Annotated in this window: 17 protein-coding genes; 8 read left to right on the forward strand and 9 right to left on the reverse strand. The window is 73.2% G+C overall.

Features of this window, described 5'->3' with window-relative positions; translation table 11 throughout:
- Positions 1-772 (forward strand): PP2C family protein-serine/threonine phosphatase (locus tag GTW67_RS17595; RefSeq protein WP_161165775.1); only part of this gene is annotated, 772 nt, incomplete at its 5' end.
- Between the two features lie 118 nt (positions 773-890).
- Positions 891-2,267, forward strand: a complete 1,377-nt coding sequence (locus GTW67_RS17600; RefSeq protein WP_161165776.1) for a phosphatase PAP2 family protein — start codon at positions 891-893, stop codon at positions 2,265-2,267.
- Positions 2,268-2,276: 9 nt separating this feature from the next.
- On the opposite strand, the gene GTW67_RS17605 is transcribed toward GTW67_RS17600, so the two are convergent.
- The 4 genes from GTW67_RS17605 to GTW67_RS17620 form a co-directional block, all read right to left on the reverse strand.
- A complete protein-coding gene (locus tag GTW67_RS17605; RefSeq protein ID WP_161165777.1) occupies positions 2,277-3,041 on the reverse strand; it encodes a glucose 1-dehydrogenase in 765 nt (254 codons plus the stop codon).
- 111 nt (positions 3,042-3,152) lie between these two features.
- Complete coding sequence (locus GTW67_RS17610) at positions 3,153-3,773, reverse strand: TetR/AcrR family transcriptional regulator (protein ID WP_161165778.1); 621 nt, start codon at positions 3,771-3,773, stop codon at positions 3,153-3,155.
- 56 nt (positions 3,774-3,829) lie between these two features.
- Positions 3,830-5,605: an FUSC family protein gene (locus GTW67_RS17615; RefSeq protein WP_161165779.1), complete on the reverse strand. Its 1,776-nt coding sequence runs from the start codon at positions 5,603-5,605 to the stop codon at positions 3,830-3,832.
- Positions 5,606-5,667: 62 nt separating this feature from the next.
- Positions 5,668-6,897: a molybdopterin molybdotransferase MoeA gene (locus GTW67_RS17620; RefSeq protein ID WP_161165780.1), complete on the reverse strand. Its 1,230-nt coding sequence runs from the start codon at positions 6,895-6,897 to the stop codon at positions 5,668-5,670.
- Between the two features lie 281 nt (positions 6,898-7,178).
- Between GTW67_RS17620 and GTW67_RS17625 the strand changes: the two genes are divergently transcribed.
- On the forward strand, positions 7,179-9,470 hold the full coding sequence (locus tag GTW67_RS17625) for an FdhF/YdeP family oxidoreductase (protein ID WP_161165781.1): 2,292 nt from the start codon (positions 7,179-7,181) through the stop codon (positions 9,468-9,470).
- A 63-nt stretch (positions 9,471-9,533) separates the two neighbouring features.
- Here the strand turns inward: GTW67_RS17625 and GTW67_RS17630 are convergent, their stop codons facing one another.
- Positions 9,534-10,454, reverse strand: coding sequence for a LysR substrate-binding domain-containing protein (locus tag GTW67_RS17630; RefSeq protein WP_161165782.1), 921 nt, complete (start codon positions 10,452-10,454; stop codon positions 9,534-9,536).
- Between the two features lie 143 nt (positions 10,455-10,597).
- On the opposite strand from GTW67_RS17630, the gene GTW67_RS17635 reads away from it, so the two are divergent.
- Both GTW67_RS17635 and GTW67_RS17640 read left to right on the forward strand, forming a co-directional pair.
- Entirely contained in the window at positions 10,598-13,099 is a 2,502-nt protein-coding gene (locus GTW67_RS17635; RefSeq protein ID WP_161165783.1) for an ATP-dependent Clp protease ATP-binding subunit, read from the forward strand.
- Positions 13,096-13,644: a DUF488 family protein gene (locus GTW67_RS17640; RefSeq protein WP_161165784.1), complete on the forward strand. Its 549-nt coding sequence runs from the start codon at positions 13,096-13,098 to the stop codon at positions 13,642-13,644. The genes GTW67_RS17635 and GTW67_RS17640 overlap by 4 nt, the downstream gene beginning before the upstream one ends.
- Here GTW67_RS17640 and GTW67_RS17645 read toward each other — a convergent pair.
- Together GTW67_RS17645 and GTW67_RS17650 are read right to left on the reverse strand one after the other, a co-directional pair.
- Positions 13,636-14,007, reverse strand: coding sequence for a DUF488 family protein, N3 subclade (locus GTW67_RS17645; protein ID WP_161165785.1), 372 nt, complete (start codon positions 14,005-14,007; stop codon positions 13,636-13,638). The two genes, GTW67_RS17640 and GTW67_RS17645, sit on opposite strands and share 9 nt — an antisense overlap.
- A complete protein-coding gene (locus GTW67_RS17650) occupies positions 14,004-14,498 on the reverse strand; it encodes a GreA/GreB family elongation factor (RefSeq protein WP_161165786.1) in 495 nt (164 codons plus the stop codon). The genes GTW67_RS17645 and GTW67_RS17650 overlap by 4 nt, the downstream gene beginning before the upstream one ends.
- 152 nt (positions 14,499-14,650) lie before the next feature.
- On the opposite strand from GTW67_RS17650, the gene GTW67_RS38555 reads away from it, so the two are divergent.
- From GTW67_RS38555 to GTW67_RS17660, 3 genes are all read left to right on the forward strand, one after another.
- Complete coding sequence (locus GTW67_RS38555; RefSeq protein WP_466384113.1) at positions 14,651-14,728, forward strand: 50S ribosomal protein bL37; 78 nt, start codon at positions 14,651-14,653, stop codon at positions 14,726-14,728.
- A 180-nt stretch (positions 14,729-14,908) separates the two neighbouring features.
- Positions 14,909-15,427, forward strand: a complete 519-nt coding sequence (locus GTW67_RS17655; RefSeq protein ID WP_161165787.1) for an SRPBCC family protein — start codon at positions 14,909-14,911, stop codon at positions 15,425-15,427.
- A 35-nt stretch (positions 15,428-15,462) separates the two neighbouring features.
- Positions 15,463-17,778, forward strand: a complete 2,316-nt coding sequence (locus tag GTW67_RS17660; protein WP_161165788.1) for an FdhF/YdeP family oxidoreductase — start codon at positions 15,463-15,465, stop codon at positions 17,776-17,778.
- A 49-nt stretch (positions 17,779-17,827) separates the two neighbouring features.
- Here GTW67_RS17660 and GTW67_RS17665 read toward each other — a convergent pair whose 3' ends face one another.
- Positions 17,828-18,772, reverse strand: a complete 945-nt coding sequence (locus tag GTW67_RS17665) for a TIGR03564 family F420-dependent LLM class oxidoreductase (protein ID WP_161165789.1) — start codon at positions 18,770-18,772, stop codon at positions 17,828-17,830.
- Positions 18,773-18,856: 84 nt separating this feature from the next.
- Positions 18,857-19,167 (reverse strand): MerR family transcriptional regulator (locus GTW67_RS17670; RefSeq protein ID WP_161165790.1); only part of this gene is annotated, 311 nt, incomplete at its 5' end.

Raw genomic sequence — 19,167 nt, forward strand, 5'->3', positions numbered from 1 at the left:
CGCCGTCCTCACCTCGCTGGCCGGTCTGGTCGGACAGGCCCTGGACCGGGCCCGCCTCTACGACGCCAAGGACCACCTCGCCCACCGCCTCCAGTCCGCCCTGCTGCCGCACACGCTGCCCCGGATCCCCGGGCTGAAGGTGGCCGCCCGCTATCTGCCGGCCGCCCGGGGTCTGGGCATCGGCGGCGACTTCTACGACCTCATCCGCCTGGACGCGCACACGGCCGGCGCGGCCATCGGCGACGTACAGGGGCACAACGTGGACGCCGCCGCCCTCATGGGGCAGGTCCGCACCGCCGTGCACGCCCACGCCACCGTGGGCGCGTCGCCCGCCGACGTCCTGGCCCGCACCAACCGGCTGCTCACCGATCTCGACCCCGGCCTGTTCACCAGCTGCGTCTACGTCCACCTCGACCTCGCCGCCCGCCGCGCGTGCCTGGCCACCGCCGGCCACCCGCCGCCGCTGCTGCGCCACGCCGACGGTCGCACCGAACTCCTGCGGGTGCCCCCGGGGCTGCTGCTGGGCATCGAGCCCGACACCGTCTATCCGGCCCTGGACGTCCCGCTGCCGCACGGGTCCGTGCTCGCCCTCTACACCGACGGGCTCGTCGAGGCTCCCGGTGTGGACCTGGAGGACGCGACGGCCGCGCTCGCCGGGCTTCTCGAACACGCCGACCCGACGGACCTCGACGCCATGGCCGACACCCTGATCCGGCACGCGCCCACCCCGGGCGACGACATCGCCCTGCTCCTCATCTGCCCGGGCGGCTGACCGGCCGTCGGCCGCCGCCCGCACCGGCGCTCCCCTGTCCAGGGCACTTCCCGGCGTGCCGCTAGCATGTTCGAGCTCACGACGGTCCCCCTGATCGTCGGCTCTTCACCGGGAAGCCATGCCGAACACAACTACTCCCCCACGAATACCCCGGCGGACGGACCGCGCCTCCGGGTTCGCCGCGTGGCGCCGGCCACGAACGACGCTGTGGGCCGCGGTGGGTGTGGCGACCCTCGGCTTCCTCGTGGCGCTGGAATGCGCCGCGCGCCACTACGGCGTGCCCGGGCCGGTCACCTACCAGGCGCAGGAGGTGGTGTTCAGCCCCAGGTCGGGTCCGCTGCTGTATGCCGGGCTGGCGCTGACGATGGTGGTGCTCACCTGGCGGCAGCGGCTGCTCGCGCTCTGCGCCGCGGTCGGCATCGACGTCGTGTTCCTGCTGGTGCGATGGCTGGCCGGCGCCGAGCTGAACTTCGGCAACGGCGCCCTGTGGGTGGTCCTGGGCTGCGGGGTCGTCGCCGTCACGCGCCGCACCGGTGCCGAACGCGCGCTGCTGCTGAAGGGCGCCGGGCTGGGCCTGCTGCTGGTGGCCGGCCACAAGACGGGCGACACCTGGCTGCTCATCACGTCGAAGACCCGCCCGACGGTGCTCGACCCGTACCTGGTGGTCGCCGACCACGCGCTGGGCGACCCGTCGTGGCTGGTCGGCCGGCTGGTCGAGGCCACGGGCCCGTTCGGCTTCCACTCCCTCCACCTGGTCTACAGTCAGCTCCCGCTGGCAGCGGCCCTCGTCGGGCTCTACCAGCTGCGTCACGTGGCGGCCGAGCGCCGCTTCCCGCGCCATCATCTGGTGCGCACGTTCCTGGTCATCGGGCTGATCGGACCGGCCGTCTACATGATCTTCCCGGTGGTCGGGCCGGTCTTCGCCTACGGCTGGGAGGGCGGCTCCTGGGCGGTGGCCGACCTGTGGCCCGGCACGCTGCCGCAGGTCCCCGTCCCGCATCCGATCCCGTTCGACGACATCACCCCGCGCAACTGCATGCCGAGCCTGCACACGGCGTGGGCCACCAGTCTGTTCCTCCACACCCGCCAGGGCTCCCGGCCGATGCGTTGGATGGGGACGTTCTGGCTGGTCGCCACCCTCACCGCGACGCTGGGCTTCGGCTACCACTACGGCACGGACCTCGTCGCCGGCATCGTGTTCGCGCTCACCGTCGAGGTGGCGATGCGCTCGCTCGCCCGCGGCTGGGACCGGCCGGCCACCCTGCTGGTCGCCCACGGCACCGTGGTCTTCGCCCTGATGCTGGTGGCGTACCGCTATCTGCCGAGGGAGATGGCCGCGCAGCCGTGGCTGTCCGGGCCGCTGCTCGTGCTGGCGATGGCCTCGGTGATCCACGGCTATGTGCGGACCACCGGGCAGTGGGACGCCGACGCGAAGACCGCGCCGGCGCCGGACCCGGGTCCGAGCTCCGCCGAACCGAGTCCCGAGCTGGTGTGAGGCCGGGTCCTACTGGCCCATGACGTACTTGACCGTCGGGCCGGTGGTCCAGCCGCCGTCCACGGCCAGCTCCGCACCGGTGACGTACGACGCGGCGTCCGAGAGCAGGAAGACCACGGCGCCGGCGATCTCGTCCGCCTCGCCGACCCGGCCCATCGGGGTGTTGGGGTACTTGCCCTCGCCGCGCTCGATGCCCACGGCCGCCGTCATCGGCGTGTAGGTCATGCCCGGGTGGACGGAGTTGACGCGGATCCCCGCCGTGCCGAGCTCCACCGCGCCGATCTTCGTGAGCCCGCGGACGCCCCACTTGGAGGCGCCGTAGCCGGCCGTCAGGGCCAGGCCCATGAGGCCGGCCGCGGAGGAGATGTTGACGACGGAGCCGCCGCCGGCCTCCTTCATCGCGGGTATCGCGGTCTTCATGCCGATGAAGACACCGGTCAGGTTGATGTCGAGGACCTTGCGGAAGTGCTCGACGGACTCGTTCTCCAGGAGCGTGCCGGTGGAGATGCCGGCGTTGTTGACCAGGCCGTGCAGCCCGCCGAACTCCGCCACGGCGTAGGCGACGGCCGCCGCCCAGTCCTCCTCGGAGGTCACGTCGTGGTGGAGGAAGCGCGCCCGGTCGCCGAGCGCCTCGGCGGTGGCCCGGCCGTCCTCGTCGAGCACGTCGGTGATCACCACCTGGGCGCCGGCGGCCACCGCCTGCCGGGCCGCTTCGGCGCCGAGGCCGCGGGCTCCGCCGGTGATCAGCACGGTCTTGCCGGTGAGGTCGTTCATGAGAGGTCCTTTCAGGGCCGTTCGGGGTCGCGCGGGGTCGCGCGGGGTCGCGCGGGGCGCGCGGGGCGCGCGGGGTCGTGCGCCGGTTCGGGGGTCCGGGGGCCCGGCGGTTCAGGGCCGCGGGGCGCGGAGCAGGGCGGTGGTGGTGCCGGTCAGGTCGGTGAGGAACAGCTCCTCGCCGGTCAGCGGCTCGGTGCCGTCCAGGTACTGCCGGGCGCGGTCCGCCAGGGCGGCGCCCACCACCGTGAGGGCCAGGTCGAGGCGTTCCAGGAGCAGCGGCTCGGGCAGTCCGTCGGCGGCCAGGCAGGCGTCGATCCGCTCGATCAGGCGCCAGTAGGCCGTGCCGGCGAGCGTGGGGTGCGGTGTGCGGGTGCGGACGCCGCTCTCGTGGCTGAGCTGGGCGGAGATGCGCAGGCACCGCCGGCCCCGGTCGCTGCCCAGCTCACTGCCCTCGGCCTGGACCAGCGCTCCGACGAGCGCGGCCGGCTCGTCGGGCGCGGCATCCAGCAGCGGTGCGAGCACCCGCTCGGTGCGCTGCTGGCGGCCGGCCATGACCGCGTCGAGGAGCCCGGCGCGGGAGCCGAAGTGGTACTGCACGGCCGACGGATTGCCCTGCCCGGCCAGTGCGACGACGTCCCGCAGCTGGGCGCCGTGAACGCCCTGTTCGGCGAAGAGCGTCTCCGCCGCGCGGATCAGCTTGTCCCGGGTCTCGGGTCCGGAGGTTCTCGCCATACCCGCATATTAATGCTGGGCATTAGAAAACGGAAACGTCCTGTTCGGTGCGGGTTTCAGGGCCGGGCCCCGTGCAGCCGGGCGAGGAGGTGGTAGGCGCGCTGCTCGGTGGCCGCGAGCAGGGCCGGGTCGATCCCGGCGGGCCACAGCTCCCCGGAGGCCGCGTCGTCGGCCTCGCGCAGCTCCACCACGGCCAGGGCGAGCTGCACCGGCACGTGGGCGGGCGGCGGCCCGGCGAGGCTCCTGAGCACCTGTCCGGCGCGGTCGGCGGCCTCCTGGCACCCGGCCAGCGCCCGCTCCACGCGGATCGCGGCACGGTCGTGCACGACGAGCAGCGCGCACACCAGGGCGACGGCGATCCCGACGACGCTGCCCAGGACGCGGTCGAGGACGAGTTCACCGGCCGGCGCGGGAGCCGCCAGGTCGCTCAGCAGCAGGGCCAGCGGCGTCACGAAGACGACGGCCAGCCCGTAGTTGCGGACGACGACGAACTCCAGCAGGAACTCAAGCACCACGATCAGCAGCGCCAGCACCACGGGTTCCACGCCCGCCGCCAGGGCCGCGAAGGCGAGCAGCAGTCCGGCGGCCGTGCCCAGGGCGCGCTGGGCGGCGCGCTGCGAGGTGATCCGCAGGTTGACGGAGTGCAGGACGGCGGCCGCGGAGATCGCCGCCCAGTAGCCGTGCTCCAGGTGGAGCAGGGCGGCCACGCCTCCCGCCACGCCGGTGCCCAGGGTCATCCGGAGTGCGGGTACGGCGAGCACGGCGAAGGGGACGGTTCCGTGCCGGCCCCTGAGCAGTTCGGTGGCCCGGCGGGCCGCGGGGCCGTCCGGTGCGGCGGCGGCGAGGGGCGGCGGTCCCGTGACCGGGCGCGTGGCCGGTGCCACGGGACACGGGCACAGCTCGTCCAGCACGATCGGGACGCGGTGGCGCCGGTTGGTCAGCAGGCGGGCCTGGCGGCGCAGCAGTCCCGCCGTGACCGCGGGATCGCCGCCGTCGTGCCGGGCGGAGCGGACGAGGAGCGTCCAGGACAGGTCGGTCAGGCGCCGGAAGGCCGCCTCCCTGCCGGGTCCAGCCGTCCCGGTGTCCACCAGCGGAGCGACCCCGAGGCAGTGGTAGGCGTGGAGGACGGCGGCAGTCGCCCGGTGCCGGGTCCGGCGGGGCGGGTCCCCGGCGGCGGACGCGTCCAGCAGGTCGGCGAGTCCGCGCAGCGCGGTGGCGACGGCGACACGCTGCGGCCGGTCGGGGTGCACGAGCCGTCCCGACACGGCCAGCAGCCAGGCCCAGGCCGCCCCGGCGGCGGCGAGGGCGGTGTAGGTGAGCACGTCGGCGCCGGTGGCCGAGTCGTTGGCCGCGACGGCGAAGGAGAACAGCAGGAGCACCGCGCCGAGCCCGCCCAGGCGGGTGGCGTCGCACGCGAACTTCGCCGCCCCGGCGACGAGGGCGGTGGCCGCGACCACGGCGGCGACCCCGGCCCCGCCGGCGTCCCGCCCCGCCCACACGGCGAGGGCCGCACCGCAGGCGACGAGCATGGTCATGGCGGCGGCCACCGCCGCGAGGACGTGCGCGCGACGCCGGTAGGGGAGGTCGCGGCCGAAGGTGGTGGTGAAGGAGCCCAGCATGGCGTAGACGGCGAGGTCGGGGCGCCCCGCCAGGGTGATCGGCACGGCGAGCGTCCCCATGGCGAGCGCGGCCCGCACGGCGAACAGGAGAGCTCCGTCCGCCTCGTGCAGGGTCAGCGCACCGCGTGGAGAGAGGGCCTGCCGCGCACCCGCCACCGAGGGCCGCCGGCCGCTGGGTGACCCGGGAGGGAGGAGGTGGCGAATGATCGGCATGTCTGGCACGTACTCCTTGCTCTTTCCAGGTTCGCGCATCGCGGCCCGACCCCGGCCGGCCGTCACCGTCCCGGAAGTCCCAGGAACCGCACGCGGGCGCCGGCGGGGGCGCCGCCGGGCGGGACGACCGCGAGGCCGTCGGCGAGGGCCAGCCCGCGCAGCATGGCGGGACCGTCGAACGGCAGCGGCACCGCGCCCTCGTCCGTGCGCAGCGCCGGCAGCAGACGCGTGTCGTGCGGATGGCCGCTCACGCCGGCCGCGAGCGGCAGATGCAGGGGGTTCGGTCCGGTGTGCCCGCCGAGGCGCCGCAGCAGCGGGTGGAGCAGGGTCACCGCTCCGGCCGCCGCGGCGAGCGGATTGCCGGGGAGGCCCACGAGCCGGCGGGCGCGGCCGTCGGCGGCGGGCGGCAGTTCGGCGAGCAGCATCGGGTGCCCGGGCCGTACGGCAACGGAGTCGACGGTCAGTACGGCACCCTCGTCGCGCAGGACGTCGTGGAGGAAGTCGACCGGGCCGGCGGCGGTGCTGCCGGTGGTGACGACGACGTCGGCGGGCGAGCGGCGGACGGCCTCCCGCAGCAGAGCGAAGTCGTCGCCGACCCGGCGGACGCCGGTGGTGGCGGCGCCGCAGAGGTCCAGCCAGGGCGGCAGCAGGGGCCCGAGGGCGTCCCGGACCCGTCCGCCCCGCGGGACGCCGTGGTCCAGCAACTCGTCGCCGAGGACGAGGAGTTCGACGCTCGGGCGGCGGTGCACCGACAGGTGGTCGCGGCCGGCCGCGGCGGCCAGGCCCAGCACCGCCGGGGTGACGGTGGTGCCGACGGGAAGCAGGGCTTCGCCGGCCCGGCACTCCTGGCCGCGCGGCCTGATGTCGCGGCCGGCGGGCGGGGTGCCGGCGTCCGGGTCGCGGTGGCGCAGGACGCCCTCGTGGACCTCGGCGTGCTCTGTGCGCAGTACGGCGGTGGCGCCCGCCGGTATCCGGGCGCCGGTGGCGACGGGCCGGGCGGTGCCGGGCCCCAGCGGCGCCGCCCGTACCGCTCCCGCCAGTACGCCGTCGCCGTCCAGCCGCCACGGGCCCGTACCGGCGACGGCCCAGCCGTCCATGGCGGAGGTGTCGAACGGGGGCAGGTCGCAGAGCGCGCCGAGCGGTGCGGCCAGGGCGTGCCCGGGGGCGTCGGACAGCGTGCGCGTGACCGCGGGCAGCGGCTCGCCGGCACTGCGGAGCGCCGCCGCGCGCGCCTCTTCCCAGCCGAGGTCCGGGCAAAGGTCCGGGCAACGGCCGGAATACCGTCGGGACATATTCGTGTCGATCCCTCTGCTCATCGGGGGCCGAATACCGCCACTCCCCCGAATGCGGGGATTTTCGCCACCCTGTGGCGTGAAGGGAAAAGCACGGTCCGGCGGTTCTCGTCATCGTCGGCACATTCCCCGGACAAGTCAAACAAGCCCTGCCGATCACCCGATAGGCGACGGCCGGGATAGGCGCCGCTTACCAGGTCATCGGAGACACCTCTTTGACATATTCATGAGCACTGCTGAAGGCTGCGTCCGCCACGGAACCCGCGGACGGAAGGCCAGCGATGAGCACCATGGAAGACCCGGTGGACGATCTGTCGGTCACTCCTCCGAAGCAGTGGGCCACCGGCGTTCCCGCGGTGACCCACGCGCTGGAGTACTCCCTGGAGCAGACGTCCGTGCGCCGCACCGCGCTGACGCTGCTGAACATCAACCAGGTCAAGGGCTTCGACTGCCCGGGCTGCGCCTGGCCCGAACCCGCCCCGGGCGAGCGGCACTTGAACGAGTACTGCGAGAACGGCGCCAAGCACGTCACCGACGAGGCCACCACGCGCCGGGTCACCGCCGACTTCTTCCGCCGCCACTCGGTGGCCGAACTGGGCACCAGGTCGGACTACTGGCTCAACCAGCAGGGCCGGCTGACCGAACCCATGGTCAAGCGCCCCGGCGCGGAGCACTACGAGCCGATCGGCTGGGACGAGGCGTTCGACCTCCTCGCCGGCGAACTCCGCGGCCTCGACTCCCCCGACCAGGCCCTCTTCTACACCTCCGGCCGGCTCAACAACGAGGCCGCATTCCTCCTCCAGCTCTTCGCCCGCGCCTACGGCACCAACAATCTCCCGGACTGCTCCAATCTGTGCCACGAATCCAGCGGATACGCGATGCAGGAAACTCTCGGAACCGGCAAGGGAAGCGTCTCGCTGGACGACATCCACCACGCCGACCTGATTTTCGTCGTGGGCCAGAATCCGGGCACCAATCACCCGAGGATGCTCTCCGCTCTGGAGGAGACCAAGCGCAACGGCGGACGCGTCGTGGCGCTGAACCCGTTGCCGGAGGCGGGGCTGCTCCGTTTCAAGCATCCGCAGAAGGCGCGCGGGGTGGTGGGCCGGGGCACGCAGATCGCCGACGACTTCCTCCAGATCCGTCCCGGCGGCGACCTCGCGCTCTTCCAGGCGCTCAACCTGCTCCTGCTGGAGGCGGAGGACCGGGCGCCCGGCACCGTGCTCGACCAGCGCTTCATCGACGCCTCCACCAGCGGCTTCGCCGACTTCGCCGAGCACGCCCGGAAGGTCTCCTGGGACGACGTCCTGGAGGCGACCGGGCTGACCCGTGAGGAGATAGAACGCGTCCACGGCCGGGTTCTGGAGAGCCGGAGCGTGATCGTCTGCTGGGCGATGGGGCTGACCCAGCACAAGCACGGCGTGCCCACCATCCGGGAGGTCGTCAACTTCCTGCTGCTGCGCGGCAACATCGGCAAGCCGGGCGCGGGCGTGTGCCCCGTGCGCGGGCACAGCAACGTCCAGGGCGACCGCACCATGGGCGTGTGGGAGCGGATGCCGGACGCGTTCCTCGACGCCCTGGGCCGCGAGTTCGGCTTCACCCCGCCCACCCGGCACGGCCTCGACTCGGTCGACGCCATCCGCGCGATGCGCGACGGCCGCGCCACGTTCTTCCTCGGAGTCGCCGGGAACTTCGTCCGGGCCACCCCGGACAGCGCCGTCACCGAGCGCGCGATGCGGCGCTGCCGCCTCACGGCCCACATCTCCACCAAGCTCAACCGGTCCCACACGGTGTGCGGCGAGACGGCGCTCATCCTGCCCACCCTCGGCCGCAGCGACCGCGACGTCCAGGCCGGCGGCGAGCAGTTCGTCACCGTCGAGGACTCCATGAGCGAGGTGCACGCCTCCCGCGGCAGGCTCGCGCCGGCCTCCCCGCACCTGCTCAGCGAGGTCGCCCTCATCAGCCGCCTGGCGCGCAGGACCCTCGGGGACACGCCGTCCATTCCCTGGGAGGAGTTCGAGGCCGACTACGGCACCGTCCGCGACCGGATCGCCCGTGTCGTGCCGGGCTTCGAAGACTTCAACGCCCGGGTGGCCGAGCCGGGCGGCTTCCGCCTGCCCAACCCCGTCAACGAGGGCGTCTTCGGGACGGCGACGGGCAAGGCCACCTTCACCCGCAACGCGTTCACGAGGCCCGTCGTGCCCGAGGGGCATCTGCTGCTCCAGACCCTGCGCTCCCACGACCAGTGGAACACCGTCCCCTACGCGATGAACGACCGCTACCGCGGCATCCACAACGCCCGCCGCGTCGTGCTGGTGAACCCCGCCGACCTGGCCGCCCTCGGGCTCGCCGACCGTGACCGCGTGGACCTCGTCACCGTCTGGCACGACGGCGTCGAACGGCGCGCGGAGGACTTCCGGGTGGTCGCCTACCCCACCACCCCGGGCTCCGCGGCCTCCTACTACCCGGAGACCAACGTCCTGGTGCCCCTGGACAGCGTCGCCGACCACAGCAACACCCCGACGTCCAAGAGCGTCGTGGTCCGCCTGGAGCCGGCCGGCCCCGACGAGTAGCGGGCCCGCGGACGAGACCGGCGGCGGCCCCTTCCCGCGGGCCGGCCGTGACACGAGGGTGCGTCACCGCTCCCGGGGCAGGCGTTCCAGGGCTGCGGCGACGTCGGTCCGCCGGGCGACGTCGATCAGCGCGCGGGCCATCACCGAGCCGGGCTCCCGGGCACTGGTCACGAGCCCGACCGGTATCGTGCGGGCCGGCTCGATCAGGGGCACGGCCCGCATGCCCTGCGGCACCCCGAAGACGTGCAGCCAGGCGTGCGGCACGACACTGGCCCACTGGCCCGTCCTGACGTGGGCGAACAGGGTGCCCACCGAATCGGTCTCGACCCGGGGGGAGGGCCGCAGCCCGGCCTCCGCGAAGATGCCGTCCACGGTCCGCCGGCCCAGCATGGTCCCGGTCAGCAGGCACAGCGGCAGCCGCGAGGCGTCCGCCCACGTGACGGCCGGGCCCTGTGCCGTGCTCTCGGCGGCCGTGGTCAGCAGCACATGGCGTTCGTCGTAGAGCGGCACGGTCCGGACGCCCTCCGGCAGGTCGCCGTGGAGATAGGTGATGCCGGCGTCGATCTCGAAGTTCTGCACCTGCCGGAGGATGTCCACGGACTGGAGATCCGCCATGACCTCCACGGTAACCAGCGGGTGCGCCGCGCAGAACGGGCCCGTCAGGAGGGAGACGGCGCCGGACGCGGTCGGCACCGAGCCGATGCGCATCCGGCCGCTCAGACCGGTGCGCAGGGCGCCGACCTCGTCCCTGAGCGCGTCCCGGTCGGCCAGGATGCGCTGCGCCCACACGACGATGCGCTCGCCCTCCGGTGTGAGCCCCTCGTACTTGCGGCCGCGCCGGACGAGCGGCACGTCCAGTTCGTCCTCCAGTTTCCTGATCGCCTCGGAGAGGGCGGGCTGGGAGACGTGGCAGGTCTGGGCCGCGCGGGCGAAATGGCGCTCCCGCGAGAGGGCCACCAGATATTCGAGCTGGCGAAACAACACCTCACGGGTGTACCCGACCCCTCCCCGCGTTGCCAACTCGGCCCGCGCCGCAGGGCCTCCGCCCCGGGTTGCGGGGGCCTGGGCAACGCGGTTCGGTTGAAGGACACCCTGTCGCTGCACGCTGCACCAGGCCAGGAGCTGTCATGTCGATGTCTTCCTTCGGTTTCGGCTCGTCCGACCCCTTCAGCGACCTGCTGAACCGGTTCTTCGGCATGTCGCCCACGTCCTCGCCCCCGGCGGTGCAGCGGGTGCCGATCGGGCGGCTGCTGACGGAGTCCTCGCAGGAGCTCCTCAACCTGGCGGCGCGGCGGGCCCTGGAGGACGGGACGTCCGACCTCGACACCGAGCACCTGCTGTGGGCGGCCACGAAGGTCGAGCCCGCGCGCGGGCTGCTCGCCCAGGCCGGTGCGGACCCCGACACGCTCGCCTCGCAGATCGCGGAGGTCCTCCCCCGCGAGTCGGGCGAGCCGTCCTCGGAGCCGGGCCTGACCCCGGCCGCCAAGCGCACCCTCGCCACCGCCTACGCCCGCTCCCAGGCCGCCGGGGTGTCCTACATCGGGCCCGAGCACATCCTCGGCGCGCTGCTGGACGGCGCCGACAGCGGGGCCGCGCGGCTGCTGGGCGCCGAGGGCGAGGACGTGAAGAAGCTCCAGGGCCTCACGGACCGGGCGGCCCGCGCGGACGGGCGGCCCGCGGAGCGGGGGCAGCCCGCGACGACCCTCGACGAGTACGGCCGCGACCTGACCGACGAGGCGAAGGCCGGGAAGCTCGATCCCGTCGTGGGACGGGCCGAGGAGATCGAGCAGACCGTCGAGATCCTCTCCCGGCGCTCCAAGAACAACCCCGTCCTGATCGGGGAGCCGGGTGTCGGCAAGACCGCGATCGTGGAGGGGCTGGCGCAGCGCATCGTGGCCGGCGAGGTCCCCGAGACGCTGAAGGACAAGCGGGTCGTCGCCCTCGACCTGTCCGGCATGGTGGCGGGCGCGCAGTACCGGGGCCAGTTCGAGGAGCGGCTGAAGAAGGTCATCGAGGACGTCCAGCAGGCCGGCGGGGACATCATCCTGTTCATCGACGAACTGCACACCGTCGTCGGCGCGGGCGCCACGGGCGAGGGCTCGATGGACGCGGGCAACATGCTCAAGCCGGCCCTCGCGCGCGGGGAGCTGCACGTGGTGGGCGCGACGACCATCGACGAGTACCGCAAGTACGTCGAGAAGGACGCCGCGCTCGAACGCCGCTTCCAGCCGGTGATGGTGCCCGAGCCGACGGTCGAGGAGACGGTGCAGATCCTGGAGGGGCTGCGCGACGTGTACGAGGCCCACCACCAGGTCCGGTTCGCCGACGGCGCGCTGGCCGCGGCCGCGGACCTGTCCGACCGGTACGTCAGCGACCGGTTCCTGCCGGACAAGGCGATCGACGTGATGGACCAGGCGGGCGCGCGGGTGCGGCTGCGCAACGCCGGCCGTTCCACCGAGGTCGTCAGCCGTGAGGACCGCATCGCGAAGCTGCGCCGGGAGCAGGACCAGGCCGTCGCCGCGCAGGACTTCGACCGGGCCTCGCGGCTGAAGCGGGACATCGCCGAGGCGGAGGGCGAGCTCGCGGGCATCGAGGAGCGCCGCGAGGGCGTCGTCTCCGTCACCGCCGCCGACATCGCGGACGTGATCTCCCGCCGTACGGGCATCCCCGTCTCCCAGCTCACCGCGAGCGAGAAGGAGCGGCTGCTGCGGCTGGAGGAGGAGATGCACTCCCGGATCGTCGGCCAGGACGAGGCGGTCACCGCCGTCTCGCGGGCCGTGCGCCGCAACCGGGCCGGCATGGGCGACCCGAACCGTCCCGTGGGCTCCTTCCTGTTCCTCGGCCCCACCGGCGTGGGCAAGACGGAGCTGGCCAAGACCCTCGCCGAGCTGCTGTTCGGCGAGGAGGACCGCATGATCCGGTTCGACATGAGCGAGTTCCAGGAGAAGCACACCGTCGCCCGTCTCGTCGGGGCGCCTCCCGGCTACGTCGGGTACGAGGAGGCGGGCCAGCTCACCGAGAAGGTCCGCCGGCAGCCGTACAGCGTGGTCCTGTTCGACGAGGTGGAGAAGGCGCACCCCGACGTCTTCAACACGCTGCTCCAGATCCTCGACGACGGACGCCTCACCGACGGCCAGGGCCGCACGGTCGACTTCCGGCACTGCGTCGTCATCATGACGTCCAACATCGGCGCCCACCGGATCCTCGACCACAAGGGCGACGTGTCCGAGCTGAAGGACGAGCTGATGCAGGACCTGCGGAGCAGGTTCCTGCCGGAGTTCCTCAACCGCATCGACGACATCATCGTCTTCCACGGCCTCACCGAGGAGGACCTCAGCGAGATCGTCGATCATCTGCTGGGTCAGAGCGAGCGCCGGGTGCACGCCCAGGGCATGCGGCTGGAGGTCACGGAGGCCGCCAAGAAGCTGCTGATCGCCCACGGGCACCAGCCGGAGTTCGGCGCGCGCCCCCTGCGCCGCACCATCCAGGCGGAGCTGGACAACCGCATCGCCGACCTGCTGCTCGGCGGGGAGGCGGAGCCCGGTGACACCATCGTCGCCGATGTGCGCGAGGACTCGCTGCACTGCACGGTCAGGAAGGGCGACGGCTCCGAGACCGCGGCCGCGTGACGGACCGCGTCCTCACGGTGGGGCATTCGACCCGCGACTTCGACGAGGTGCTGTCGATGCTGCGGAACAACGAGGTGACCCACCTCGTGGACGTGCGGTCCTTCCCCTCGTCGCGGACGTTCCCGCAGTGGAACCGGTCCGCGATCGAGGAGGCGCTGCCGGCCGACATCGCGTACCGGCGGATTCCGCAGCTGGGCGGCCGGCGGCACACGCCGAAGGGCGTGCCGAGCGAGAACGGCGCGTGGCGCGTCAAGGCGTTCCGGGACTACGCGGACCACATGGCGAGCGACGAGTTCCGGGAGGGGCTGGACGAGTTGATCGGACTCGCCGCGGAGGGGCGGCCGGCGATCATGTGCAGTGAGGCGGTGCCCTGGCGCTGCCATCGCAGGCTGATCACCGACGCGCTGATCGTCGCCGGGGTCGACGTCGCGCACATCATGTCGGCGACGTCGACGAAGCCCGCCGTCCTGAATCCGCACGCCCGGGTCCGGGACGGGCACCTGGTCTACCCGCCCGGCGAGGACGAGCCGGACGGGTCAGCGTGAGGCCGTGCCGTCGGTCAGCCAGTGGGCCAGTACGGCGGCCTCGCTGTGGTCCGCGTCCCTGGTGGCCGTCAGCAGCGTGACCTTGCCGTGGGCCGCGAGGTCGCGCAGCTCCCGGACGGCCCGCTCGTGCTCCGGGTCGTCCAGTTCGGCGACGTAGCGGCGGCGGAACTCGGTGAAGCGTTCGGGGTCGTGGTGGTACCAGTGGCGCAGATCGGCCGAGGGTGCGACGTCCTTCAGCCATGTGTCCAGGTGGGCCGCCTCCTTGCTGACGCCGCGCGGCCACAGGCGGTCCACGAGCACCCGCTTGCCGTCCTGCGGCGAGGGCTCCTCGTAGATCCGGCGATAGGTGATCTCCGCGGTCACGGGGTCCCTCCCTGCCGGCCGTCGGCCGCCCCGCCCAGGGACACGACGGTGACGGTCGTGCGCCCCTCGGGCGTGTCGTAGGTGACGGTGTCGCCGGGGCGGCGGCCGAGGAGGGCGTGCCCGAGGGGGCTGTCGGCCGTGACCAGGGCCCGGTCCGACGCCACAGCACGCTCGCCGATCTCGAAGGTCTCCTCGCTGCCGTCGCCGTACCGCACGGTGACCGAGCTGCCCACGCCCACCGCGTCGGTCGGGGGCGGGCCCGCGTCCGCCGCCCGGGTGAGGCGGGTGGTGATGTCCGCGATGCGGGCGTCCAGCTTCCGGAGCGTGTCGGCGCGTTGCAGCTCGTCGGCGGCGTCGGCGCGGTCGCCCACCTCGTCGTCGGAGCCCCGCAGCGTCGCCGCGACCCTCCCTCGTTCGGTCCGCAGGTCGGCACGCTCCTGTTCCAGGGCGTGTCGGGCGTCGTCGCTGATGGGTGCGGGTTCGCTGGGCATTCCAGGTCCTCTGCGTACGGGAGCCGGCCAGGGCACGGTCGCGTGACACTTTAGTCCGGTTCGTCCGGGAAATCGCCTCCAGTCGCGCCGCCCGGGCCCGTGTGGAACGGTGGGGACGGTCAGCACTCGCCAGGCCGCGGGAGGAGGGTGACATGTCGTCGAAGCGACGTCGGAAGAAGAAGGCACGCCGCAATCACGCCGCCAACCACGGCAAGCGACCGCAGTCCTGAGGGCCACGGCGGTCGGACACGGACAGCGGGCGGCACGGCGGGCGGGCGACGAGCATCGGCCTCCCGCCTTCGCCCGCGTCCGGGGGCCGTCCGACGGCCGTCCGGGCGGCGTGTCCGGCGGTCTGGAGGCACCGCCTCGGCGACGGCGCCGGGGCCGGCGGAGTCCGGAGTGGGTGAGCCATGCACAGCGTCGAGGAAACGGTCGAGGTCTCGGTACCGGTGCGGACCGCGTACAACCAGTGGACCCAGTTCAAGAGCTTCCCGCGGTTCATGTCGTGGGTGCGGCGGGTCGAGCAGGTCCGGCCCGCCGTGGTCGTGTGGATCGTCGGGTCCGGGCCGGTGCGCCGCGAGTTCAGGGCCGAGATCCTGGAGCAGGTGCCCGACTCCCACCTGACCTGGCGGAGTCTCGGGCGGGGCCCGTCCCACCGGGGCAAGGTGACCTTCCGGCCCACCGACGCGGGCGGCACGGCGGTCACCGTGCGGATGGAGATCGCGCCGCACGGCCTGACGGGTCTGCCGGCCCGGGTGCCCGGGCTGATCGGCCGCGCCGTGCGGCGCGAGCTCGGCAATTTCAAGGAGTTCATCGAAGGACTCGGGGAGGAGTGCGGGGCCTGGCGCGGAGTCATCCGCGACGGTCACGTCCGTCCCCAGGAACCGGAACCGCCCAGGAGCCGGGTGCCCAACTGGCCCGTCGGCTGATCGCCCTGCGGCAGGAGGAGAGAAGAGGCGCACCCATGAAGAAGCCGCCGAGCGAAGAGCCGGAGGACGACCTCAGGGTCACCCCGCCCAAGACGTGGGCGGCCGGGGTGCCCGCGGTCGTGCACGCCCTCGAGTACTCCCTGGAGGAGACCTCCCCGGCGCGCACGGGGGTGACGCTGCTGACCATGAACCAGGTGGACGGCATCGACTGCCCCGGCTGCGCCTGGGCGGACCCGTCGCCGGGGCACCGGCACCGCAACGAGTACTGCGAGAACGGCGCCAAGCACATCAACGACGAGGCGACGACGCGGCGCATCACCCCCGAGTTCTTCCGCCGCCACACGGTCTCCGACCTGAGCCGGCGCTCCGACATGTGGCTCAACCAGCAGGGACGGCTCACCGAACCGGTGGTCAAGCGGCCGGGTTCCGACCACTACGAGCCGATCAGCTGGAACGACGCCTTCGGACTGCTCGGCGAGGAGTTGCGCTCCCTCGGCTCCCCGGACGAGGCCGTCTTCTACACCTCCGGCCGGGCCGGCAACGAGGCGGCGTTCGTCCTCCAGCTCTTCGCCCGGGCCTACGGCACCAACAACCTGCCCGATTGCAGCAACATGTGCCACGAGTCCAGCGGCTTCGCCCTGCACGAGACGCTCGGCACCGGCAAGGGCACGGTCAGCCTGGACGATCTGCACGAGTCCGACCTGATCTTCCTGGTCGGGCAGAACCCCGGCACCAATCACCCGCGGCAGCTGTCGGCGCTGGAGCAGGCCAAGCTGAACGGGGCCCGCATCGTCGCCGTGAACCCGCTGCCCGAGGCCGGGCTGCTGAGGTTCAAGAACCCGCAGAAGGCACGCGGGGTGATCGGGTCGGGCGTCCAGATCGCCGACCGGTTCCTGCACATCCGCCCCGGCGGCGACCTGGCCCTCTTCCAGGGGCTGAACCGGCTGCTGCTGGAGGCCGAGGACGCCCGGCCGGGCGAGGTGCTGCACCACGAGTTCATCCGGTCCTGCACGAGCGGCTTCGAGGAGTTCGCCGCACACGCCCGCACGGTCGGCTGGGAGGACGTCCTCGCGGCCACGGGACTGACCCGCGGGGAGATCGAGGAGGTCCGCGACGACGTCCTGCGCAGCGAACGGGTCATCGTCTGCTGGGCCATGGGGGTCACCCAGCACAAGCACGGCGTCCCCACCATCCGGGAGATCGTCAACTTCCTGATGCTGCGCGGGAATCTCGGCAGGGCGGGCACCGGCGCCTGTCCCGTGCGCGGGCACAGCAACGTGCAGGGCGACCGGACCATGGGGATCTGGGAACAGATGCCGGACTCGTTCCTCGACGCGCTCCAGCGGGAGTTCGGCTTCGACCCGCCGCGCGCCCACGGGCTCGACTCGGTCAACGCGATCAGGGCGATGCGCGAGGGCCGCATCAGGTTCTTCCTCGCCCTGGCCGGAAACTTCGTGCGGGCCGCTCCGGACAGCGCGGTCACCGAGGACGCCATGCGCCGGTGCCGGCTGACCGCCCACATCTCCACCAAGCTGAACAGGTCCCACACGGTGTGCGGCGAGACCGCGCTGATCCTGCCCACGCTCGGCCGTACCGAGCGGGACATCCAGGCGGGCGGCGAGCAGTTCGTCACGGTGGAGAACTCGATGAGCGAGGTGCACACCTCCCGCGGCCGCCTGGAGCCGGCTTCCAAGGTGCTGCTCAGCGAGGTCGCCATCCTGTGCCGGCTCGCCCGCCGCACCCTCGGCGACCGCACGGACATCCCGTGGGAGCGGTTCGAGGCGGACTACGGCACGATCCGCGACCGGATCGCGAAGATCGTGCCGGGACTTCACGACTTCAACCGGCGCGTGATCCGCCCCGGCGGGATCCGGCTGCCCAACCCGGTGAACGAGGGCGTCTTCTCCACCGCGACGGGCAAGGCGATGTTCACCCGCAACGCCTGGGAGATGCCCGACATCCCCGAAGGGCACCTCCTGTTGCAGACGCTGCGCTCCCACGACCAGTGGAACACCATCCCCTACACGCCCAACGACCGCTACCGGGGCATCCACGGCAACCGCCGCGTGGTGATGGTCAGTCCGGCGGACCTGTCCGCGCTGGGTCTGGCCGAGGGGCAGCACGTGGACCTGGTCGGCGTGTGGACCGACGGGACCGAGCGCCGGGCCGAGGACTTCGAGGTCGTCCCGTACCCGGCCGCGCGCGGTTCCGCCGCCGCGTACTACCCCGAGACGCAGGTGCTGGTGCCGCTGGACAGCGTGGCCGACATCAGCAACCAGCCGACGTCCAAGGGGATCGTCGTCCGCCTGGAGCCCGCCACGGTACGCCGGGACGCCACCGTCCTGAGCTGAGGCCGGGAGTCGCGGCCGCTGACGCCGGCAGTCACGGCCGCCGCCCGGCCTACCCTCCGGCGGCGGCGTCAGTCCCGGCCAACGAGCCGAGCAGGTCCCAGGTGCGGCGGCGGTCGGCGTCGCCCGCGATCTCCGTGGAGGTGAACACCACCTCCGTCGCCCCGGCGTCCCGGTAGCGTCCCACCTCGGCGGCGACCGTCCGCTCGTCGCCGATGACGGCCACGTCGACCGCCCGGCGGGCTCCGGACAGCTCGATGACACGGGCGTAGGACGGGAACTGCTCGTAGAAGGACAGCTGTTCGGCGGCCTTCTCCCGTACGGCGGTGACGTCGTCGGTGACCACGCCGGGCACGATCGCCACGATGCGCGGCGCGGGCCGGCCGGCCGCCGCGGCGGCTGCGGTGACGGCCGGGACGATGTGCTCGGCGAGCGCCCGGGGTCCGGCGAGGTAGGGGAGGATGCCGTCCGCGAGTTCGCCGCTGGCCCGCAGCGCCTGGGGGCCCATCGCGGCCACCAGCAGCGGCACGCCGGCCTCCGCCCCCGGCACGCGCGCCGGCACCGGGGTGGTGGCGGTGAGCAGCTCACCGTGGAAGTCGGCCGTACCGGTCTCCGTCAACTGCCGTACCACGGTGAGGAATTCGCGCAGCCGCCGGACGGGCCGTTCGTGGGGGATGCCGAAGCCGCCTTCCGTGAGGAGCTTGGTGCCGAGGGCGAGGCCGAGGTGGTACCGGCCGTGCGTGGCCGCCTGGGCCGTGAGGGCCTGGCCGGCGACCGTGAGCGGGTGCCGGCCGAAGACGGGGATCGCGGACGTCCCCACCTGGAGAGCCGGTACCTCGCGTCCGACGATCGCCGCGAGCTGGGGCGAGTCGGCGCCGAAGGTCTGGCCGAACCAGGCCGAACGGAGCCCGGCCGCCGCCGCCTCCCCGGCCAGTCGCACGCTTGCGTCGATCTGGTTGTCCGCGTCCGTCGCGTTGAGTGCCACTCCCACAGTCATGACTGCCCCAACCCGGGCCGGGGAGGGCGGATTCCCGGTAGTACGACGGTGGCATTGCGGTTGTGTGAACAAGCCGGAGCCCGGTCACGGGGGTCCCCCGGCGCCGGCCCGCTGCGGGGCCGGGTCGAGTCCGGCCCGCAGCGCGTCCCGCAGCCGGGTGAGACGCTCGATCTCCGCGTCCAGCGCGGCGATGCGGCGCCGTACGACCGCCGTGCCGACGACGGCCGGTTCGCCCGGTGCCCCGGCGTCGCAGGGCCGGGGCGGCTGGACGGCGAGCAGCGGGAGGCGGTCGGCGATCCCGGCCAGGTCCTCTACGGTGAGGCCGAGGCCGAGGAGGTGCCGGACGACACGCAGCACGGCGAGGTCCTCGGGCGTGTAGTCGCGCTGGCCCGCCC

It is taken from the genome of Streptomyces sp. SID5910 (assembly GCF_009862125.1).
Lineage (GTDB): Bacteria > Actinomycetota > Actinomycetes > Streptomycetales > Streptomycetaceae > Streptomyces.

Coding starts and splice junctions, on each gene's coding strand:
- GTW67_RS17600 (WP_161165776.1), top strand. CDS start 891: ATGCCGAACACAACTACTCCCCCACGAATACCCCGGCGGACGGACCGC.
- GTW67_RS17605 (WP_161165777.1), bottom strand. CDS start 3,041: ATGAACGACCTCACCGGCAAGACCGTGCTGATCACCGGCGGAGCCCGC.
- GTW67_RS17610 (WP_161165778.1), bottom strand. CDS start 3,773: ATGGCGAGAACCTCCGGACCCGAGACCCGGGACAAGCTGATCCGCGCG.
- GTW67_RS17615 (WP_161165779.1), bottom strand. CDS start 5,605: ATGCCGATCATTCGCCACCTCCTCCCTCCCGGGTCACCCAGCGGCCGG.
- GTW67_RS17620 (WP_161165780.1), bottom strand. CDS start 6,897: ATGTCCCGACGGTATTCCGGCCGTTGCCCGGACCTTTGCCCGGACCTC.
- GTW67_RS17625 (WP_161165781.1), top strand. CDS start 7,179: ATGAGCACCATGGAAGACCCGGTGGACGATCTGTCGGTCACTCCTCCG.
- GTW67_RS17635 (WP_161165783.1), top strand. CDS start 10,598: ATGTCGATGTCTTCCTTCGGTTTCGGCTCGTCCGACCCCTTCAGCGAC.
- GTW67_RS17650 (WP_161165786.1), bottom strand. CDS start 14,498: ATGCCCAGCGAACCCGCACCCATCAGCGACGACGCCCGACACGCCCTG.
- GTW67_RS38555 (WP_466384113.1), top strand. CDS start 14,651: ATGTCGTCGAAGCGACGTCGGAAGAAGAAGGCACGCCGCAATCACGCC.
- GTW67_RS17655 (WP_161165787.1), top strand. CDS start 14,909: ATGCACAGCGTCGAGGAAACGGTCGAGGTCTCGGTACCGGTGCGGACC.
- GTW67_RS17660 (WP_161165788.1), top strand. CDS start 15,463: ATGAAGAAGCCGCCGAGCGAAGAGCCGGAGGACGACCTCAGGGTCACC.
- GTW67_RS17665 (WP_161165789.1), bottom strand. CDS start 18,772: ATGACTGTGGGAGTGGCACTCAACGCGACGGACGCGGACAACCAGATC.